The organism is Flavobacterium panacagri, assembly GCF_030378165.1.
GTDB classification, from domain to species: domain Bacteria; phylum Bacteroidota; class Bacteroidia; order Flavobacteriales; family Flavobacteriaceae; genus Flavobacterium; species Flavobacterium panacagri.
In genome coordinates this window covers 1,462,330-1,483,579 of the sequence record NZ_CP119766.1, presented here as the reverse complement: position 1 = coordinate 1,483,579, position 21,250 = coordinate 1,462,330, and the positions used below count along the sequence as shown (strand labels likewise).

Genomic DNA, 21,250 nt, shown 5'->3' with positions numbered 1-21,250 from the left:
TTTGAGCATAGTAAAGTTCTCCTAGATTATAACTTGCAATTTTATAATACGTTTCATCCTTATTTTGTTTCGCATACATTGCAATATCAAAATACGCTCTTTCTGCGTTTTTTACATCTTTTTTTAACAAATAGATATTTCCTAGACTAAGAGTGGCAGTCATTTTATTATCTATATAGCTTTGAGAATAAGTAATCGCTCTTTTGTAGAAATATTCGGCAGAGTCCAGTAGAACTAACTTATTCCTGTTTTTCATGAAGAAACCTTCATATACATTTCCTAAATTGGTATAAATATTACTTTTACTATTTTGAAATTGATCTTTTTCATAAAGGCCTTCATTTTTATCTAGAAAATCACTATTCTGCCTTAAATTTTTAATAGCCAACGCATAGTTACCAACTTCTTCATTAACTAAAGCGATGTTACTTTTAAATTTTACAGTTTGTATAACATCAGATGTTTTGATCGAAAGTTTAATTCCTTCCTGATAATTGCTTAAAGCTTCACTAAAGTTTTTTCTTTTCCATTCTGTTAATCCTCTATAATTATATAAGTAGGCTCTAATATTTATTTTTTCAACAGATTCAGGAAGTTTTTTATAGTAACTTAGTGCTTTATTATACCATTGATCACATTTAAGCCGGTTATTTTTTAGTTGGTATAAGTAAGATCCTGCTCCATAAGCAAAGGCCAAATGTTCATTGTTTTTAGATTTTTGAAGTTCAGCAGCATATTCAAGTCCTTCATCAAAATTACCGTTCATACTAAAACGAATTTTATCCTGAATTTCTAAATACTCTTGTTCAGTAAACTCTTTTGTAGGTTGAGCCACAGTAGTATGAAGTAGAAATAAAAATAAAAAAGAGATGATCAGCCTCATTTAATTAATTTTTGGTATTCAAAAATAGTCTATAAATTATCAATAAACTACAATTAATTTGCCAAATTCCTATTAATTTTATTTTTACCTTTAAAAAATATAACAAATCAAGCTGTATTTGTTATATTTTTATTCCTTAAATTTGTTTTGTTAAAAATTAAAAACATGAAACCAGACCTATTTCAATCTCCAGATTACTATAACTTAGACGATTTACTTTCTGACGAACACAAATTGGTTCGCGAATCTGCTCGTGCTTGGGTTAAAAAAGAAATTTCTCCTATTATAGAAGAATATGCTCAAAAAGCAGAATTTCCTAAACAAATTATTAAAGGTCTTGGAGAAATTGGTGGTTTTGGCCCTTATATCCCTGTAGAATATGGCGGAGCTGGACTGGATCAAATTTCTTACGGCTTAATTATGCAGGAAATCGAAAGAGGCGATTCTGGTGTAAGATCAACCTCATCTGTTCAATCTTCCTTAGTAATGTATCCGATTTGGAAATATGGAAACGAAGAACAAAGAATGAAATACCTGCCAAAACTTGCTACAGGAGAATATATTGGCTGTTTTGGTTTAACAGAACCTGATCATGGTTCTGATCCTGGAAGCATGATTACCAACTTTAAAGATATGGGAGATCACTATCTTTTAAACGGTGCCAAAATGTGGATTTCAAATGCTCCATTTGCAGATATTGCTATTATTTGGGCTAAAAATGAAGAAGGCCGAATTCATGGTTTAATCGTGGAACGAGGTATGGAAGGCTTTACAACTCCAGAAACCCATAATAAATGGTCGCTTCGTGCCTCTGCAACGGGAGAGTTAATTTTTGATAATGTAAAAGTTCCAAAAGAAAATCTTTTACCTAATAAATCGGGGCTTGGTGCTCCGCTTGGCTGTTTAGATTCTGCTCGTTACGGAATTGCTTGGGGAGCAATTGGCGCTGCAATGGATTGTTACGATACTGCTTTACGTTACTCTAAAGAGAGAATTCAATTCGGAAAAGCAATTGGAGGAACACAATTACAACAGAAAAAACTGGCAGAAATGATTACCGAAATCACGAAAGCACAATTATTAACTTGGCGTTTGGGTGTTTTAAGAAACGAAGGAAAAGCAACTACTGCACAAATCTCGATGGCAAAACGTAACAACGTGAACATGGCAATCAATATAGCGCGTGAAGCCAGACAAATGCTTGGAGGTATGGGAATTACTGGTGAATACTCCATTATGCGCCACATGATGAACCTTGAAAGTGTGATTACTTATGAAGGAACTCACGACATCCATTTATTGATAACCGGAATGGATGTGACTGGAATTCCAGCATTTAAATAAACAGTAACTATTAAAATATACATAAAATCAATGCGAAAAGCTTCTTCTTAACGGAGAAGCTTTTTATCTTTGCACCAAAATTTTTCCAAAAATGAATATCGAAACGATAAACAAAAGCATTCAACCTCAAAAAGATCAACTATTAAAACATTCTTTATACAATAAGATTCAAAACATAGACGACTTACACAGCTTTTTAGAAACGCACGTTTTTGCTGTTTGGGATTTTATGTCACTTTTAAAAGCCTTACAAGCCAAACTTACTTGTACAACAACTCCTTGGTTTGCTACAAAAAATCCAGAAACGAGATATTTAATCAATGAAATTGTTTTGGCAGAAGAAACCGATTTAACACTGGACGGAAGAAGACAAAGCCACTACGAAATGTATTTGGAAGCTATGGAAGCCTGCGGTGCTGATACAACAGGAATTTTAACTTTCTTATCAGAAGTACATTCGCTTCAAAATATATTTGTTGCCATCAAACAAAGCCCAATGCATCCAAATGTGAAAGCTTTCTTGGATTTTACTTTCAGAGTAATCGAAGAAGGAAAACCACACGAAATTGCTGCCGCTTTTACATTCGGAAGAGAAGATTTGATTCCAAGCATGTTTACAGAAATTCTGAAAAACTTTCAAAAGAACCTTCCAGAAACCGATTTGACAAAACTTTTGTATTATTTTGAAAGACATATCGAACTAGATGCTGATGAACATGGCCCAATGGCAATGACAATGATTACAGAATTATGTGAAGACGATGCACAAAAATGGAAAGAAGTCGAAGAGGTTTCGATTCTTGCCTTAGAGAAACGCATCGGACTTTGGAATGCCATCGAAGAAGATATCGTGATGAAAACCGAAATGGTTTAACAAATCCAAACCCACATATTTAACGTAACTATTTGTTTAAAGCGACCTCAAAATTTAAACAAATTATGAAACTAGATTTTAGACAAATAGTTATTGTTATATTTTCAGGATTTCTTCTGAGCTGTAGTTCGGATGAAACTGGCACTACTCCAGCTACCACTATTCTGCCCGTTGTAAACCCACCTGTAACAACAAATCCACCCATTCCGAGTACTATTAATTATTTAGCTTTAGGCGATAGTTACACTATTGGTCAGAGCGTCTGCGAAACCTGTCGCTTTCCAGAACAGCTCAAAACCAGTTTGAGATCCATGTCTTCCAGCAACATTTCGCTTAAAATAATTGCTACAACAGGCTGGACAACATCCAATTTACTTTCGGCAATCGAATCTCAAAAACCAGAATCTAACTACGATTTGGTAACTCTTCTAATTGGCGTTAACAATCAATATCAGCATAGAAGTTTTTCGGTTTACGAAAAAGAATTTCCAGAATTGGTCAACAAAGCGATTATACTGGCAAAAGGTGACCGAAAAAATGTGGTCGTGATTTCTATTCCAGATTACGCCTACACACCTTACGGGAAAGCACTTTCCGGAGATCAAAGCGCTACAATTTCTGCAGAAATAGACAAATACAACACCTTTGCAGAAAATTATTGTAACAACAATCAAATCGCATTTGTCTCGATTACTGATATTACCCGTTTAGGACTTAGCAATCCAAACCTTGTTGCTTCAGATGGTTTGCATCCTTCCGAATCTGCTTATAAAATGTTCGTTGATAGAATGATGCCAAAGATTAAAATTGCTTTACAGAATTAAGCTTTTTATTTTTTTAGAAGCAGAAAAATTCATTTTCAAAATCACGTTTAGTCCCGCTATCCGCTATATCTTTTATGGCGAACCCCGCCATAAAAGGACACCGCTCCTATCGGGGCTAGATTAGACGTTTTATTTTTCACAAGAACGAAAGAGATTTACTTCTTAGACTTCCAAATAAACCCATCCAACAAATAATGAGTAAACTGCGGAACGCTCAACAAAGGAACTAACAAAATCTGCCAGCTCGAAAAATCAAAACTGCTTATTGTGATATTTTCATTCCAAACAAAAAACTCCCAAAGAAATTCTTCCGAAAAGGCAATTAAAAGAAGAATTCCAATATAAATTAAAATCCCTTTGTATTGTTTTAAAAAAGACAAACGCCCTAATTCCGAGGCTGATTTTCCATCAATTTCCCTAAAATAAACCAAAGCCATATACGGAATTCCATGCGAAACGACATTCAATAAAGTAAAAACCAAATCGTCATTAAAATACACAATTCCGAAATACCAGGACAAGGCCGTTCCTAGAATAATGCTGTTTTTCGGAATATTAAAAAATCGATTCTGAATTGATTTTACAGTCGTATAAGCTACATACAAAATCAAAATCCCGATATAAATCCAAAACAGAATTTCAAGAATTCTTTGGTTTTCAAACCTAAAAAACTCATTTTCTACAAACCAGTTGAACTTTCGCTTGGACGAAAAAAACCAATATAACATGGGATATCCAGTTGAAGCATAAATGGCGAGATTATCAATCCAAACCGAGATTTTTGTTTTCGTTTCTTTTCTGGCGTACAATCTCATAAAACCGTATTGCTGTCTGATGAAATGAAAAACAGCCACATAAGCCAGAAACGACCAAAAAACCAAACTTCCAAAAGCAAAAAGCACAATTCCTGTGACAAAACAAATAAGTGGAAGAAGAATCAATCTTCTTTTCTGTTTCTGAAATTCATCAGCGACAAAATAAGTTTTGAATAATGTAGCGTAAACGTGGGCGACATCAATAAAAACAATTAAAAACAACCAAGTGTAAAAAGAATAATGCTCTTCAATCTGAGTAATATAATCCTGAAACAAAAAGATGATCGCCAATACAAAAAATGACGGTCCAATGATAAAAGTTAAATCGGTTTTGGCTTTATGAATCCACGGTTGTTCCATCTACAATTTCATTTACAACATTAATTCCCTGATGAAAAGCTTCTTCAAAAATCGAAATTCCGGATAAATCGCTATGCGCAAAATATATTTTATTCTGAATATTCTGCTTGGCCTGTTTCTTCGCTTCACCAAAAATAAATCCTGGCGCAGGCGAAATCATTCCGTGTCCTAAAAGAAAAACTTCGACAGCTTCTGTATATTCTTCAATATCCTGATGCGCTACTTTTAAATCGTTCAGCACAAACTGTTTCCAATATTCTTTGTCTTTTTTATAAAGCTCTTTTCTGGTTTTCTTCAAATCGGCAGACGAAAAACTATAATAATAGGTAATCACCTTTTTGTCCTGAACCTGATTCACGGTCTGATGCTGATCGTAAACATATCCTAAACCTTTTGCATCATAAATTACATTATCCCACGAAAGCGGAAAACTAAAATTGTCAAACAAATCATTGACAACTAAAGTTGCCAAAAGCCAAGGCGTGTAATGAAAGTTTTTTGTAAACGCCTTTCTATCATTAATCAAATACTGATTTACAAATTGCGGAGAAGCCATTATCACTTTATCGGCAATAATTTCAACGGATGTTTTGTTTACGTTATCAAAAGCTTTTGCGATTACTTTATTGTTCTCGACTTTAACTTCATAAACCAAATGATTTTCCAGCGATTTATCTTTCGTATATTTTTTTAAATGATTGGCTAAACGTGAATTCCCTTCCGGCCAAGTTAAAACGCTGTCGTGTTTTTCGGGTGTAGAATCCTGTTTTCTTCCTGCAAAATAATGAATTCCTGCCCAAGCCGAAACGTATTCGATTCCTAAACCAAAATCGTCTTTACAGCAATAATCGATATAATTGAACAAAGGTTCAGACGTAAAATGATTGTCTTTAAACCATTGTTTCATAGTTATTTTATCTAAAGCTCTTGTCTTTTCGTCTTTAGAAGAAAGATAAAGCGGAATATCAAACAAATATTTTTGATCTTCGCCTTTTGCAGTTCTAAAAATATCCATTTTTTTGAAGAATTCTTGAAACTCCAAATCATCTGAAATCAAGTTTCCTTCTTTTGGAACTACACCTTCCTGCCAATTATTTTTGTAAAACAAACGTTCATCTGGCGCAAAAGTCAACTGTAATTCATCAAAAACAGGGAAACCTTTTTCGTCGTAGCTTAAAATGATCTTTTCTTCTTCCAGAAAACGAAGCAGTTCTTTATCCTGAAAATTAGGTAAAGGAAGATAATGTGCTCCTAAAGGATATTTGGAATATTTGTTTTCTCCGTTGGAAGAATTTCCTCCCAAATGATTTTCTAGTTCTACGATCAGAAAATCTGAAATTCCTTTTTTATGAAATTGTCGCGCGGCGCTTAAACCCGAAATTCCACCGCCAACGATTAAATACGGAATCTCAATTTTTTTGGTGGGTTTAGGAAAATCTTTAATCCATAAACGATGTCCAAGCAAATGTTTTGTTCCCGATAAACGAATCATCAGTACCGCAATTTTATCAGAACAAAACTGCAGAAATGGAACCGCAATTAAAGCCGTTCCTACTATTTTTATAAAACTCCTTCTGGATTTATTGCAGTTTTCCCCACTCTTCATCAAAATAGCGTACTAAAATCTGGTTATCTAAACGATTGATTTCGATTTGGTTTGAAATCATATCGTTGGTAAAATAATTGAAGCGGTCGAATTGGTAATTGTAAAATCGCAATCCGTCAGCTTTTCGGTTTACGGAATTAAAAGTCGTTCCAAAACCATTTATGGCAATCGTATAACCCCATTCTCCAAACGACGGAACATAGGCATGATAAGCATCTACCTGAGGAAAAACCTGCATGACTGTTTTATTGATACACCAAAAAGATTTCGGTGCAAAATAAGGCGATGTAGTTTGTATTACAACGGCTGCGTCAGGTTTTAAAATGGTTTTAATGGTTTGATAAAAATTAAGCGAATACAATTTCCCCAAACTATAATTGGACGGATCCGGAAAATCGATTATCGCTACATCGTATTTTTCTTTGTTGTTTTTCGCCCAAATATAAGCGTCGGTATTGATTACGGTAACTTTATGATTATTCAAAGAATTTTGATTGAAATTCGTCAACACCGAATTGGTTTTAAACAATTTGGTCATTCCTTCGTCCAAATCGACCAAAGTTACTTTCTTAACATCTTTATATTTCAGGATTTCACGAACGGCAAGTCCGTCTCCTCCACCTAAAACCAAAACATTCTCAACGCTTTTTGCCATCGACATCGCGGGATGAACCAAAGCCTCGTGATAACGATATTCGTCAGCAGAACTAAATTGTAGGTTGTTATTCAAATAAAGCCTGTAATCGCTCTTATTATGCGTTAAAACGATACGCTGATATGGTGTCGAATTCGTATAAATGATATTTTCTCCGTACAATTTTCCTTCTGAATACGCGAGAATATCATTCGAAAAAATGAAAACAGTCAATAATATCAAAAATGAGAAAACGGCTTTTGCTCTTAACAAAGACGGTTTCTTTAATTCTCTTTTCAATAAAAAACATAAGGCAATCGCAATGCTTATATTAATCATTCCGAAGAAAAGAGAAGTTCCCATAATGCCTAATTTTGGCACTAAAACTAACGGAAATAAGATCGATGCCAAAAGCGCTCCGATATAATCAAACGTAAAAACATTCGAAACCAGATCTTTGAATTCAACCCTATCTTTTAAAATATTCATCAAAAGCGGAATCTCCAATCCGACCAAAAATCCGGTTACGAAAACAAATAAATATAGAATGAATTGAAAAGAACCTACACTTTCAAAAAGCAGAAACAAAACCACCGAACTTAAACCGCCGATAAGTCCAACCAGAATTTCGATTTCTACAAAAGTATTGAGCAGATTCTTATTGAAAAACTTCGAGAAAAAAGAGCCTATACCCATCGAAAACAGGTACACGCCAATAATAAATGAAAACTGTTTTACCGAATCGCCTAATAAATAACTCGCCAAAGTTCCCGCAACCAATTCATAAATAAGACCGCAAGTGGCAATTATAAATACAGCGAAAAGTAAAAGAAATTCAAACCTAAGAAACTTTTTACCCATGAATTGCGGCACTAATAATCATGGAAATTCCAATGATAAACGCTGCCAAAACAATTGCAACAGCAACATTACTTTTTTCTGTAACTTCTTTCCAGGTATTTTCTGGAGTCAGTTTTTCGATAATAAAATAGCCTACTAACAAAATGGCAATTCCTAAAATAGAATAGATAATCGAATTTACTATTGGCTGAGCGTGAATTAATTCCATAATTGATTTTTTTTATTTGTGGTAAAAATGGTTATAAGATGAACGGCTTCCGCTCGTTGTTGATCTGTATTTTTCTGTAGTTTCGCAGTCGCAGATTCGGTTTCCGGCAAGAGAAAAGTACATATAAACTCCAAAGCAAAAGAATCCTATTGCTAATGGAGCCCAATTATTGGCAAAGAAATCTGATATTTTAGTCATAATATTTTAGTCATAAGTGGAGTAAGAACTGTCTGCCCATCTCTTTCTTTCAAATTGGTTTTTGAAATATCGTATTATAAAATAAAGTGCAATCATCCCAATAAGAACCAGCCACACATTTCGACTCGACGGCTGATTCCAGACTACACTTACATTCATTGTAGTAGTCGAAAGATCTTCAGGAGCTTTCATTGGTGTGATCGAAAGATGGTATTTCCCTGCTTTTACACCACAGATATTAAATTTCTCGGACTGACTTCCTTCTGTCCAGGATTCTCCTTCAGAAGAACCATAATAATATTCTATGTCTTTGCTGGCATAAGTCTCGTCGCCATTATCTTCATTAATCAAAGCAATATTTAAATTTGCCCATGAATTATTGACTGCCGTCGAAACCCTAATCGTCATAGGAGCCGATGCACCATTAAGCACAAACGACGGAGTAGTCATTTCTTTATTATTAAACTCGTCGAATTTAATGGCACTGTTAAACACATTTTGCTCCACCTGATCTTTATAAATGTACCAATTGGCTGTCAGAATCAATAAAGCGAAACAGCAGAAAATAATAGCTGTATTTCTCAAATCAAAACGAGATGGCTGAATTACGTTTACACCTGACTGATAAGGCAGAAAAACTTTTTTAAAGGCTTTTCTAATCTCACTTTTTTTAATGTATTCGCCATAAAATGCCGTATCAGCCTTATGCACCGTTTCAATAGAAATCATATAAGGCGGCCTGATATACTCAACAACATAAATTATGGTATTCTGTGGCAGTTCAAAATCGAAAAAACCTTCTGCATTAATAATTAGCGTATTAGAATAATCATAAATCTCATAATCTTTCCCATCATGTTCTAAAACCAAAGGGTGAGACTTCACATTAAAAGTCTCTTCCATTTCCGTTAATAAAATCCAATGTCCATCAGAAAGTGATAAATACAGAAACTCCTTTTTATCATTTTGAAGAATAAATTCCATCCAGCTGTAATCGGGATGAATTTTTTTAACTAAGATTCCAACGACCTTATATTCGCTTCCTTTTAAAAAACCAACATCACCAATCGCTAATGGAGCATTATAATCTGCTCCTTTATATTTATTTTTTCTTCGAAACTGGCCCGCATCGTCACGAGCATACAAACTATGACATTTCGGGCACACAAAATTGACTACTTCAAAACCAACCTCTAATTCGGTTTCTGTATTACAATCGTAACAAGGAATCTTCATATCTTATCGGTTAATTTCAAAATCTTTAATAATCTCAGCATCAAAATAGGCAATATAATCGGCCATTACAGCGCGCACTTTATCCGAATTATCCTGAAGATAATTACACAAATAAACATCCAAAGTCAACTGATTGTATTCTGGCCAAGTATGTATGCAAATATGCGATTCCTTAAGACAGTATGAAATTGTAAAACTATCGTTATCAAAGTTATGTACCACTGCACCAACCTTCTCCAATTCGTATTTTTCTAAAATGGAATTGGTAACCGCAACAAAACCATTACTGTTGGTAAGCTTCGAAATTTCGGCGACATGTAAAGTAACCAGTTTATGCAATCCTGGCGAATAAGGAGGTAAATCCATCAAGTTATTTATATTACACAAAGGCCAAATATATAATATTTCCAGAATAAAATAATGTGGGAAACCGTATTTAAGCACAACTTTTTAGAACTATATCTTTGTGGATTTTTTCTTTTTTTAAGAAGCAGAAAAACTCGTTTTCAAAAGAACCTTTAGTCCCGCTATCCGTTATATCTTTTGTTCTGAACCCCAGAACAAAAGGATATCACTTCTATCGGGGCTAGATTAGAACATTTCGTTTTTATTTGTAGTTTTCAAAATCAACTTCAACTTTTTCAAACAGTTCCGACTTTTCCAAAATCGAATTAATCTTATACAAACCATCCTGATTATCATCTGCCATTATAAAAGCAAAACCCCAGATATCTTTGGAAATGGTAAATTCTCCAATCTCAGAATTATAAGTCATCAAAATTTCGTCATTCATCCATAAATCAAGAATGTCCGTCGTTTTGGGGTTTATTTCACGAATGATGTGCAGAAAATCAAACAAAAAAGATTCGCTTTCAGCACCGCTAAAAATAGCTATTAAAAGTTCTTTGGATTGATAACCGGGACGAAAATGGTATTTATATGAATTCATTATTTTTCAATACGTTTATAATGATAAACCGAATTATAATCAGAGCCTGCCCAAAAAAGAAACAAAATAGCGCCCGAATTATCATAAGCATAATTAACTAGAAGTCCTTCATCTTTAGCCAGTCCAATTCGGGTTTTGTAATTGGTATAACCACCCGCAAGATACGGAATACCATTTCGTTTTAAATATCTATTGTCAAGATAGAAAAGTCCTTTTTTTAGTTTTCCTCCCACTTCAAAACTTTCTATTTCCACATTATCTTTTTTCGTGGTAAATTTTAACCTGTTTCCACTAATCAACTTTACATCAACCAAATAAACTCCAAAATCACTTTGTTTTGTCTCTTTAAACGAAACAAAATAGTTTAGATCACGTCTTACCCTAGAATCTTGAGAATTCATCAATTCTGCAATTCCTTTTTCATTATATCGTAAATCAGGAAACAGCTCATAAGTTCCTTCCAGTTTAGACAACTCATTTTCTGATAAATTCTCCTTATTATCTTTAACCATTTTATCTGAAAAAGAGGCGCAGGAAGAAAAAAGTAAAAAGCTTAAAAAGGCATATAGAATTGATTTCATACTCTTTAAAATAAGATTATACTACCAATTTAGAGTTTATTTTTCAATAATCAATCGCTCTATTAATAATTGTTTTTTTTTACACTTTGTAGGTTTTTATTGCAAACTATTTTTTATCTTGGTAAAAGTCAAAATATATTTTTAGTACCTCTACTCTATTTTTTCAACAGTAAAAAATTACATAAATCAAGGACTTTAGTTATGAAAAATAAAATTTTAATTTCATTAAACTTACTATTACTAATGAGTTGCACCTCAAAATCACAAGATTTATCCACTATAGATTTCAACAAAAGTGCCGAAACCTATCTCGACGGACTTTCCTTTTCTTCCAAAACAGAACAAAAAGGACATTATGAAGCAGTTGTTAATGGAGAAGATGCCAGTCTAAATTTAGTAGACAAGGGCGAAAAATCTACCAATTATGTCTTTATGGGCGAAAAAAACACGGCACAGCTTAACTACGGAGGAATTCCAATAAATGATGTTATGGGAACGGCAATAACTGTTTACGATAATAAAATTGCTTTTATGAGAATCAATCCAAAAAACGATCAAAGCATTGCTCTTTTCGATTTTCTCAAGAAAAAACTGGGCAATCCAACCGAAATTGTAAAGAGCGAAAACACGCCATATAACGAAATCGATAAGTCGCAAAAACTTCTTTTGGACAAACTGCCTAACGAAACCAAAAAGATAAAAGATGATTTCGATGATTATTATATTACTTATCCCGAGCATTTTATCTGGAATAAAGGCGATACGATTTATCAACTAACATTTTCGCCAACCGGAAATTATGTGAGCAGTCAGCTGGTTGTGATTTCAAAGAAAGCATTCAAAGACAGAATTATTATGGGATATCATGCCCCGGATAAGGATCCTGTTTTAGCGAAGTATCTTAATTAAAAACAAAAAATGCTCCCGTAATAGGAGCATTTTTATTTCAGCAGAAAGGAAGGGATTCGAACCCTCGATACAGTTACCCATATACTAGCTTTCCAGGCTAGCTCCTTAAACCACTCGGACACCTTTCTTTATTTTGGTTTATTTTTAATTTTATTTTCCAAGTGTTTTAATTCTTCTAAATCTTGCTCGTCTGCTTTGTTAGCTTCAAGTTGTTTGCGCTGTTTATGGAATACTTCGTATATAGCTTCTACTTTTTCTTCCATCTGTAAATGTGTTACTTTTCCTTTGTGAGTCAAAACTTCTTTATCATTAAACTCAATAATTCTATCAACATTTATTTTCCAGAAATTCATTGTAATATCTTGTCTGTTTTTTGCTCTCAATTCAGCAGTTTCAAGAAACACAACAACAAAACGGTTTAATGTATCTATTTCATCAGCCGTCAGATAATTTTTTGCGATATAAATATCTTGTTTGCGTACAACACTTCCTTTCCAACTTGTTAGCGACATATTTGGCGCATCTGCACTTGCACGCGATACAATAATTTCGGCCGCAGTTTTTCCTGTAATAGCATAAAGTAGTTTATTTTGTGTATCTGCAAAAAACATTTGAGTCGCTTTATCTGTAGCATCATAATCACTGCTCAAAGCAAAAAGATCACGAACTTTTTGGTAAAATCTCTTCTCAGAAGCCCGAATATCTCTAATTCTTTCGAGTAATTCATCAAAGTAATCCGTCCTTCCGTTTGGGTTTTTAAGACGTTCGTCATCCATAACAAAACCCTTTATCATATATTCCTGCAAATTTTGATTTGCCCACTGTCTAAACTGCGTTCCTCTTTTGCTTCGCACTCTAAAACCAATTGCCAAAATCATAGCTAAAGAATAAAATGCAACATTATATTGCTTTCCATCCGAAGCAGTTGTTAAGTAATCCTTAACAACTGAATCAACATATAACTCCCTATCTTTAAACACATTAGACACATGCATGCTAATATTAGGCACAGAGGTGTCAAAAAGTTCTGCAATTTGATTTTGGCTCATCCAGACATCTCCATCTCTAGCCAAAAGAACTACATTAGATTTTCCATCAACAGTATTGTAAAAAATAAATTCTTGTTTTTCCATCTTAAAAAGAAGCTTTTTACATTAAGATTATTACAACAAACAGCAAATTAGTAATTAGAGAAAGTTAATAAAAAAACCTCGAAATATACATTTCGAGGTTTGGTATTGTTTAAGTTGAAAATCTTGCAGAAAGGAAGGGATTCGAACCCTCGATACAGTTACCCATATACTAGCTTTCCAGGCTAGCTCCTTAAACCACTCGGACACCTTTCTTTATTTTGGTCTGCAAAGAACTCAAAAAAAATCGAGTTATACAACGTAAATTTTTAAGATTCGTTAATGCTCTTGCTAAATTCTTCCATAAACAACTTTACGGCTTTCTTTTGATAGCTTCCAATTGTCAGCATAAAAGATTCTCGCTTAGTAACAACGCCCGTAATCTGAATAGCTTTTAGACTGTGTTCCCAGCCTTTTAATGCTTTTTCGGCTACAATAGTTGCCCAGTCGCTGTTTTCTACCATTTGCAATAAAGCATTAATTGAATTTAATTCTATCGAGATTTTCGGTTTCATATGATGTTTTACAAACAATATTTCTACATATTCTCTGGAATTTGATCCTTTTCCCGGTAGAATCAACGGAACTTCTTCTATTTTCTTAAAGGGTATTTTTTCTAAAGAAGCCAAAGGATGTGTTTTTGCAACCGCCATTACCATGTTTGACGTAAACAAAGGTACTTTTTGAATTGGAGGCCCAATCTCATGCGATGAAATGACTAATACTAAATCTAATTCATTATTAATCAATTTTTGTTCTAAGGATTCTGTTGTACCATAATCTACTATGATTCTTAGATTCTGGTATCTTTTAGCAAAAGCATTCACAACAGGCAGCACCAATAATCCGAAAATGTAGGTTACACCTATTCGCAGTTCACCGCCTATCATTTCGTTCAAATCTTCGATTGCCTGTTTTCCGTTTTCCACATTTTCTACCACTTTTTTGGCATGAATTAAAAAAACAGAACCTGCTTCTGTAAGCTGTACTTTTTTCCCGATTCTCTTGAACAAGGGTATTCCAAGTTCTTCTTCCAGTTTTTTTATTTGCTGCGAAAGTCCAGATTGTGTCACAAAACACAATTCTGCTGCTTTGGTAAAATGAAGTACCTCAGCCGTTTTAATAAAATACTGTAGTTGATAGATTTCCATATTGATAAGTTTTACTACTTATTATCAGTAAAATTATTAATTTTTCTAATGAAATCATAATCACGACCTTTGTATCAAATAATTTAAGATCATGTTTAAAGCCTTAAAATCAAAAAATTTCAAGTTGTTCTTTTACGGACAATCTGTTTCGGTTATTGGAACCTGGATGCAGAAAACTGCCGTGAGCTGGATGGTTTACAGTATAACAGGATCTGTATTTTTATTGGGATTGGCAACTTTTCTAAGTATGATTCCGTCTTTATTTTTAGCGCCTCTAGCAGGAACCATAATTGGTCGTTATGATAGACACAAAACATTATTATTTCTGCAATCTCTTGCCATGCTTCAGGCAGGAACTTTAGCTCTGCTGATTTACCTAAAAATATACAACATCAACTTCATCTTAGCATTAAGTTTAATTCAGGGAATAATCAACGCTTTTGATATGACCTGTCGTCAAACCATGATGATTGATATTGTAGACAACAAAGAAGATCTTCCAAACGCTGTGGCGCTAAATTCAACAATGAACAACTTTGCCCGAATTGCGGGGCCTGCACTTGCTGGGATTATTCTGCATCAATATGGAGAAGATATCTGTTTTATTGGGAACTTCATTAGTTATATTCCCGTTTTGATTTCATTATTGCTAATGAAAATCACACCGCATATTAAAGCCGAAAATAAATTGAATATGTTGGATGATCTTATTGAAGGTTTGGATTATGTGAAAAAAGAAACCGAGATGGCGAGAATGCTTTTAATGTTAACCTGCAGTAGTTTGTTCGTAATTTCCTTTAATACGTTAATGCCTGTTTTTGCCAAAGATATTTTTAGCGGAAACGCCGAAACTTTCAGCTGGTTTGAAAGTGCTGCTGGAATTGGTTCTGTTTTATCTGCTGTTTATTTAGCCAATCTAAAATCGGCGGAAAATATGGGTAAATTAATGATTGCAGCGAGTTTGCTTCTTGGTTTCAGCGTAATCATATTAGCCGTTTCAAACAGCATTACCATCGCCTTAATCTGTATGACTTTAAGCGGCATCGGGATGATGGGACAAACTTCATCTATCAATATTTATATCCAAACACACAGTATTGTGAGCATGCGTTCTAGAAGTATCAGTTATTTTATGATGGCGTATCAAGGAATGATTCCCGTGGGAAGTTTAATTATTGGTTATGTTTCTCACTCCCTTGGCGTTAGAACTACTGTTGCACTTCAAGGTGTTATCTGTATTCTTTCTGTGATTGTGTACGTATATTATAAAAAACATAAAGCAACGGAAGAAGATTTGGAAACTTGTCCGGTTCCATATCAAAATTCCAAAAATTAAATTTCAAATTTCAATTATTACTAGACCTTGACAAAGGTTGTTTCATATAGCAAACCCGACAGGTTTTGAAAACCTGTCGGGTTTCGGTATGTTAACGTTGTCGAGTTTCTTGTGTGATCCTTCCTTCGTCAGGATGACAAATTGGAACGATTAAACAAGATTCTAAATAAAAAATCCCAAATTCCAAAACTAAAGTATGGAATTTGGGATTTTGAATATTGGAATTTTGAAACTATGAAATCTCTCCTCTAAGTGCTGTTTCAAAAATATCTTTAAACTCATTTTGCGGAATCTTATGTCCAAGCAAATACATTAATTTTGTAATTGCTGCTTCTGTCGTAATGTCTTTTCCAGAAATCACTCCAAGAGATTTTAAAGCTGTACTCGTTTCATATTGTCCCATGTTTACGCTTCCGCCCGAACATTGGGTTACGTTTACGATATACATTCCTGATTTGATAGCTTTTTCAATTAAATTTAAAAACCAGTCTTCGGTCGGAGCGTTTCCTGAACCGTAAGTTTCGAGTATAATTCCTCTTAAACCATTAGTTGCCAGGATTGAAGCCAAAACAATTTCGCTCATTCCAGGAAACATTTTAATAATGGCAACGTGATTGTCTAAATTTTTATGGACAATCAATTTTGCGTCTTTGTTTATAGGAAGAAATAAATGTTTATTCAATTTTAAGTGCACTCCAGATTCTACCAATTCTGGATAATTTGGTGCTGTAAAAGCTTTAAAATGTTCTGCATTTACTTTCGACGTTCGGTTGCCTCGGTATAGTTTGTATTCAAAATACAGACAAACTTCTGTAATTACCGGTTTTCCGTTTTCTTGAAGAGAAGCAATCTGAATCGCCGTAATCAAGTTTTCTTTTGCATCGGTACGTAAATCTCCAATTGGCAATTGAGATCCTGTGAATACAACTGGTTTTGATAAATTTTCCAGCATAAAACTCAATGCTGAAGCCGAATATGACATGGTATCAGATCCATGTAATACCACAAATCCATCAAAAGAAGCGTAACTTTCCTCAATAATTGTGGCAATTTTTGTCCACATCTCAGGGTTCATATTCGAAGAATCAATTGGATGTTCAAATGAAATGGATTCGATTTCACAATCCAATTGTTTGATTTCTGGAATCTTCTGTATTAATTTACCAAAATTGAAGGCTTTAAGCGCTCCAGTTTCAAAATCTTTGCTCATACCGATGGTTCCTCCGGTATAAATCAATAATATTTTAGCTTTAGATGACATCTTGGTATTTTAATTTATTGACAACCGGATTGGCATACATAGCCAAAAACCCTTGTCTTGTCACAGGATTATCACTTCCGATACGCATTTCTAAACGACGCTCAAAAAGCTGTTTTTCGCTTTCTTTGTATTTGTCAGCAAATCGGTCTGTTTCGTTTAAAATATCGTAAGCAATAAAATTAGTCGGCCATAATTGATAGTTTTTCAAAACAACGTCATCAATAGTTTGTGCCAAAGCCAGAACCTGTTTGTTTGCATTATCATTTTCGGCTACGATCTGATCAATTTCTGTATCTAAAACATCTCCGACAGAAATATGGATTCTTTTCTTAGTTCCCATGATACCGCTAATGATATTCATGAAATCTTCGTTTTTATCTTTTACGTAAACCTCATTGTTGGCTTCTGCCATTAATTGCGGCATTTTCAACACATCGGTCGGGTCGTATTCGTATGAAATGGAAACTGGAACTATTTTTAATTTTTTAAAATAATCCATTAAGTTTTCTTCGTCAGATCCCATTCCAATCATTTTTAAAACACCTGGATTAGTTTCGTCATTTCCGTCTTTTGTTCTTCCTTCTTTCTGAGCAATCCAAACCGAACGATTTTCGCGAAGCAATAATTGTCCCATATATTCTGAAAGAAGCTTAGAACTTTGCAACATTTCTCGAGGTGTTAATCCTCTTAAAACTAAAAAGTTTCGATTCAATTTTGCTAAAGTTGCCAAAAAGGCTTTCTTAACCAAATTGTCTCCAATTGCAGATGCCGTCATCACTAAACCATGTTCAAACAAACATACATTTAATAGCGTCGTATCTAAAAGAATATCTCTGTGATTCGATATAAATAAGTAAGAAGTATTTGGTTCTAATTTTTCAAAACCTGAAGTTGTTAAGCCCTCAGAACTTTTTTCTAAAACCTTCTGAATTGTATTGTAAATAAAATTGCATTGAAAATCACGAATCGAATGTGTTTTCTTTAATTGATCTTTCCAAACCTCATCCTCTACATCTGGAAAAGTAAAGTTCATCATGGTTTTCATCATTGGATGATTGACAACACCATGAAGTGCTTCATTTATTTCAGAATCATAAAAAGGTCGAATGGCATCAAATTTCTGCATTATTTATATTGATTTTAAGTGGGCAAAAGAACAAAAAAAAAATTACATTAAAGTAACGAATAGATTAAATCCCAAAAACGTCCTTCGAATTCTGGGTTGTTATCGCTGCTATTTCATCTTCAGAAACTTCGTAAATCGTTGCCAATTTTGAAATTACATTCACTAAATAACTGCTTTCATTTCGTTTTCCTCGGTATGGAATTGGTGCTAAATAAGGAGAATCTGTCTCCAAAACGATATGTTTTAAATCGATTTGATTTAAAAACTGATCGATTTTTCCATTCTTAAATGTAACAACACCGCCGATTCCTAATTTCATATTATAAGAAATAGCTTGTAAAGCCTGTTCTAAAGTTCCGGAAAAACAATGAAAAATCCCAAATAAATCTTCAGATTTTTCTTCTTCAAGCACTTCAAAAATTTCGTCAAAGGCTTCACGACAATGAATTACAATAGGTAATTTGTATTGTTTTGCCAGCTGAATCTGTTTTTTAAAAGCAATCTGCTGTTCTTTTAAATGTGTTTTATCCCAATACAAATCGATCCCAATTTCACCAACAGCGTAGAACTTTCTTTTAGCTAATTCGTTTTCTACGTGTGCTAATTCTTCCAGATAATTATCTTTCACGTAAGTAGGATGCAATCCCATCATTAAGAAGACATTATCGGGATAATTTTTCTCTAAATCGTACATAGACTGAGTTGCTGCTGCATCGATTGCAGGAATAAAAAAACGGGTAACTCCGGCGTTAATGGCACGCTGTATCATTTCGTCACGATCCTGATCAAATTCTTCAGAATATAAATGCGTGTGGGTATCGGTAATAATAGGTGTTGAATTCAAGGCTTTCATTTTAAAGTGGTCAAAATTACGACAATATTAAAAGAATACCAATTTTGTAGAGATTACGGGACGCGGATTTGACTGATTCACTTCGTGAAACCGCGGATAAAACGGATTTTTCTCTATTGTTCATTTTGAGAAATGACGCTTAGAATGAGAAAAACCTTTGCCAAAGTTTAAAACTTTGATAAAGGTTGCTGTATTTTTTTATCATCTTAAGGAACGAAGAATCTCAAAAGTAGTATCGCAAAGAAAACCCCCATTTTTTCTGACGATCAACTAGTGTGATCCTTCGTTCCTCAGGACGACAAACTGAATTAATAAAATATTATTTTCCTGTTTCAATAAATAATAAAGCACGGTCTAAAACTTCATCTTTTCCTTCCTGAATGCCTTTAATTGTTGGCTTTACTTCAATATCAGGAACTATGCCAATTCTTTGAGTTTCGCGTTTATCTGGGTAATAAACGCCAATTCCTGAGAATAATGTACGAAATCCTTTAAACTCAAATACAGAAATATTACCATCTGCTCCTGAAGTCTGACTTCCAATGATAGTCGTATTCCCCGAAGCTCGAAAACACATTGCTGTCCATTCTGCGTGGCTCTGCGTTTTCTCATTCAATAAAACAACTACTTTTCCTTTATAATTATCCTTATTGTCAGATCCGCTTGAAGTGCCTTCATTGTTCCATTTAAATCTACCTGGATAACTTAAATCCGGAATAGTATAAATGGCAAACTTATTTTCCTGAGGGCTTATAAAATTTGATATTTCTATGGCAGTCCCTTTAGGATAATTCCTAACATCAAAAACTATTGCTTTGGTGTTTTTTAGTAGTTCGATCATATCGGGAATATTTCTGTCTGTTAAAATTCCCATATCAACATATCCTATATTATTGTCTAATAATTTAAATCTCTCCTTCTTTTTCTTTGCTCCTTTTTTAAATTCATTTCGGTGAGAATCATGATAATCGTGCCATATCATCGTTTTAGTTAGATATTCCCCATTTTTAAGAAATTCTACTTTAACGGTATCCGATTTACTTATTAAGATTCCGCCAATTATCTTTTCCAAATATTTAGCATTATTAGAAGCACTAACCAGATTCTTATTTTCCGCAATAAAATCTTTTATTGTTTGATTGTTTATTTTAGTAATGACATCGCCTACTTTTATATTATCAGCTTGTGCCAGACTATCCGCTAAAATTTCAGTAACAACAACTTTATCATCGATTATCTTTCCGTTGGCAGGGAAATATGTAGTCGGCAAACGAGCTTCTGAAGTAGGATAAACATAAACTTCCGTATGACTATCATCAATACTTGACATTAGTCTTCTTATTACCAAATTAAAAAAATCATCATGATTCTTAGCTTGAATAGCAAGAGGTATAATTTTATCTAATGTGATGTCCCATTTCTGATCCATCTGATATTTATAAGGGAAATAATATTCTATTAAATTCCAGAGCATAAAAACCATTCGAAGTTTTGAATCCTTATTAGTATAGTCTGGATCTTCAGAACTTTCATTTCTTATCCCAATGTTTCCAACATGTTCCATAGCATAAACATAAAATTGTTCGCCCTGAAACCTGTTTTCTTCAATAAATTTCAATTTCTTCGAAAGATTCTTAGAAAACAGCTTATTATTAAACCAACTTAAATCAAAGTTTTTATCGAAATATTCTACCTCTTTCGGAGCAGAAATTGGTGCAACTTCTTTTATCGTCCCAAGCTCATCAATCCATTTTTCTAGAATTAATGAAAACTCTTCCTTAGTTTGTGCTTTTTCTATTTTAGGTAATTTCTCTAGAAGCTGCTTATCCCAATTGACTTCTCCGCCAGCCACTTTTGGATGATAGTATTTTAAGAAACCCCAAACTTTGCAGGTTGCAGCAAGTTTTTCTGTTTCAGTTACTTTAGCAGCACTGAAAACAGTTTGAGAAAATATGATAAAAAGAAATAAATTAATCTTTTGCATCAATTAATCGGGTTAAGTTTTAATTTTTTTTGGGACAATTCTTATAAAAAGAAAATCGAATTTAGAACTAAAATTCCAAATTCGATTGAGGTTTTACGTAAAGACCGCATTTTTTTTATCGATCTCG

General features: G+C 33.8%; 20 protein-coding genes and 2 tRNA genes. 5 read left to right on the top strand and 17 right to left on the bottom strand.

All coding sequences use genetic code 11. The annotated features are described in order from the left end of the window. The first annotated feature begins 1,048 nt into the window (after positions 1 to 1,048). The 3 genes from P2W65_RS06745 to P2W65_RS06735 all read left to right on the top strand — a co-directional run bounded on the left by P2W65_RS06745 (position 1,049) and on the right by P2W65_RS06735 (position 3,925). A complete protein-coding gene (locus tag P2W65_RS06745; RefSeq protein ID WP_289664433.1) occupies positions 1,049 to 2,227 on the top strand; it encodes an acyl-CoA dehydrogenase family protein in 1,179 nt (392 codons plus the stop codon). A gap of 91 nt (positions 2,228 to 2,318) precedes the next feature. Next, on the top strand, positions 2,319 to 3,101 hold the full coding sequence (locus P2W65_RS06740; RefSeq protein WP_289664432.1) for a DUF3050 domain-containing protein: 783 nt from the start codon (positions 2,319 to 2,321) through the stop codon (positions 3,099 to 3,101). Positions 3,102 to 3,166: 65 nt separating this feature from the next. Continuing rightward, the gene (locus tag P2W65_RS06735; protein WP_289664431.1) at positions 3,167 to 3,925 is read left to right on the top strand and encodes an SGNH/GDSL hydrolase family protein; all 759 of its coding nucleotides are present in this window, start codon (positions 3,167 to 3,169) and stop codon (positions 3,923 to 3,925) included. Between the two features lie 155 nt (positions 3,926 to 4,080). On the opposite strand, the gene P2W65_RS06730 is transcribed toward P2W65_RS06735, so the two are convergent. From P2W65_RS06730 to P2W65_RS06690, 9 genes are all read right to left on the bottom strand, one after another. Next, positions 4,081 to 5,100: a hypothetical protein gene (locus P2W65_RS06730; RefSeq protein ID WP_289664429.1), complete on the bottom strand. Its 1,020-nt coding sequence runs from the start codon at positions 5,098 to 5,100 to the stop codon at positions 4,081 to 4,083. Continuing rightward, a complete protein-coding gene (locus tag P2W65_RS06725) occupies positions 5,078 to 6,592 on the bottom strand; it encodes an NAD(P)/FAD-dependent oxidoreductase (RefSeq protein WP_289664428.1) in 1,515 nt (504 codons plus the stop codon). Before P2W65_RS06725 ends, P2W65_RS06730 begins: the two co-directional genes overlap by 23 nt. A gap of 88 nt (positions 6,593 to 6,680) precedes the next feature. Beyond that, positions 6,681 to 8,201, bottom strand: coding sequence for a polyamine aminopropyltransferase (locus P2W65_RS06720; RefSeq protein WP_289664427.1), 1,521 nt, complete (start codon positions 8,199 to 8,201; stop codon positions 6,681 to 6,683). Then, positions 8,194 to 8,409, bottom strand: coding sequence for a DUF350 domain-containing protein (locus P2W65_RS06715; protein ID WP_109191434.1), 216 nt, complete (start codon positions 8,407 to 8,409; stop codon positions 8,194 to 8,196). Before P2W65_RS06715 ends, P2W65_RS06720 begins: the two co-directional genes overlap by 8 nt. 12 nt (positions 8,410 to 8,421) lie before the next feature. Then, on the bottom strand, positions 8,422 to 8,607 hold the full coding sequence (locus P2W65_RS06710; protein WP_289664426.1) for a hypothetical protein: 186 nt from the start codon (positions 8,605 to 8,607) through the stop codon (positions 8,422 to 8,424). A gap of 6 nt (positions 8,608 to 8,613) precedes the next feature. After that, a complete protein-coding gene (locus tag P2W65_RS06705; protein WP_289664424.1) occupies positions 8,614 to 9,843 on the bottom strand; it encodes a DUF4178 domain-containing protein in 1,230 nt (409 codons plus the stop codon). 3 nt (positions 9,844 to 9,846) lie between these two features. Then, on the bottom strand, positions 9,847 to 10,209 hold the full coding sequence (locus P2W65_RS06700) for an S-adenosylmethionine decarboxylase family protein (protein WP_289664423.1): 363 nt from the start codon (positions 10,207 to 10,209) through the stop codon (positions 9,847 to 9,849). A 241-nt stretch (positions 10,210 to 10,450) separates the two neighbouring features. Then, positions 10,451 to 10,792, bottom strand: coding sequence for a hypothetical protein (locus P2W65_RS06695; RefSeq protein ID WP_289664422.1), 342 nt, complete (start codon positions 10,790 to 10,792; stop codon positions 10,451 to 10,453). Beyond that, complete coding sequence (locus P2W65_RS06690; RefSeq protein WP_289664420.1) at positions 10,792 to 11,373, bottom strand: hypothetical protein; 582 nt, start codon at positions 11,371 to 11,373, stop codon at positions 10,792 to 10,794. The genes P2W65_RS06695 and P2W65_RS06690 overlap by 1 nt, the downstream gene beginning before the upstream one ends. Before the next feature lie 201 nt (positions 11,374 to 11,574). On the opposite strand from P2W65_RS06690, the gene P2W65_RS06685 reads away from it, so the two are divergent. Continuing rightward, complete coding sequence (locus P2W65_RS06685) at positions 11,575 to 12,282, top strand: hypothetical protein (RefSeq protein ID WP_289664419.1); 708 nt, start codon at positions 11,575 to 11,577, stop codon at positions 12,280 to 12,282. 41 nt (positions 12,283 to 12,323) lie between these two features. Here P2W65_RS06685 and P2W65_RS06680 read toward each other — a convergent pair. From P2W65_RS06680 to P2W65_RS06665, 4 genes are all read right to left on the bottom strand, one after another. After that, a tRNA-Ser gene (locus P2W65_RS06680) sits at positions 12,324 to 12,410 on the bottom strand. Continuing rightward, positions 12,411 to 13,415 (bottom strand): virulence RhuM family protein, encoded by a 1,005-nt coding sequence (locus tag P2W65_RS06675; protein ID WP_289664418.1) that lies wholly within the window; start codon positions 13,413 to 13,415, stop codon positions 12,411 to 12,413. A 126-nt stretch (positions 13,416 to 13,541) separates the two neighbouring features. Continuing rightward, positions 13,542 to 13,628, bottom strand: a tRNA-Ser gene (locus tag P2W65_RS06670). Between the two features lie 53 nt (positions 13,629 to 13,681). Further along, on the bottom strand, positions 13,682 to 14,563 hold the full coding sequence (locus P2W65_RS06665) for a LysR substrate-binding domain-containing protein (protein WP_289664417.1): 882 nt from the start codon (positions 14,561 to 14,563) through the stop codon (positions 13,682 to 13,684). A gap of 91 nt (positions 14,564 to 14,654) precedes the next feature. Between P2W65_RS06665 and P2W65_RS06660 the strand changes: the two genes are divergently transcribed. Beyond that, positions 14,655 to 15,899 carry an MFS transporter gene (locus P2W65_RS06660; protein WP_289664416.1) on the top strand — a complete coding sequence of 415 codons (1,245 nt, stop codon included), beginning with the start codon at positions 14,655 to 14,657 and terminating at the stop codon, positions 15,897 to 15,899. 232 nt (positions 15,900 to 16,131) lie between these two features. Here the strand turns inward: P2W65_RS06660 and P2W65_RS06655 are convergent, their stop codons facing one another. From P2W65_RS06655 to P2W65_RS06640, 4 genes are all read right to left on the bottom strand, one after another. Further along, positions 16,132 to 17,160 carry an asparaginase gene (locus P2W65_RS06655; protein WP_289664415.1) on the bottom strand — a complete coding sequence of 343 codons (1,029 nt, stop codon included), beginning with the start codon at positions 17,158 to 17,160 and terminating at the stop codon, positions 16,132 to 16,134. Continuing rightward, positions 17,150 to 18,286: a 1-acyl-sn-glycerol-3-phosphate acyltransferase gene (locus tag P2W65_RS06650; RefSeq protein WP_179003881.1), complete on the bottom strand. Its 1,137-nt coding sequence runs from the start codon at positions 18,284 to 18,286 to the stop codon at positions 17,150 to 17,152. The genes P2W65_RS06655 and P2W65_RS06650 overlap by 11 nt, the downstream gene beginning before the upstream one ends. Before the next feature lie 64 nt (positions 18,287 to 18,350). Next, positions 18,351 to 19,139, bottom strand: a complete 789-nt coding sequence (locus tag P2W65_RS06645; protein WP_179003880.1) for a TatD family hydrolase — start codon at positions 19,137 to 19,139, stop codon at positions 18,351 to 18,353. A gap of 319 nt (positions 19,140 to 19,458) precedes the next feature. Continuing rightward, complete coding sequence (locus tag P2W65_RS06640) at positions 19,459 to 21,123, bottom strand: S41 family peptidase (protein WP_289664414.1); 1,665 nt, start codon at positions 21,121 to 21,123, stop codon at positions 19,459 to 19,461. Positions 21,124 to 21,250: the final 127 nt, after the last annotated feature.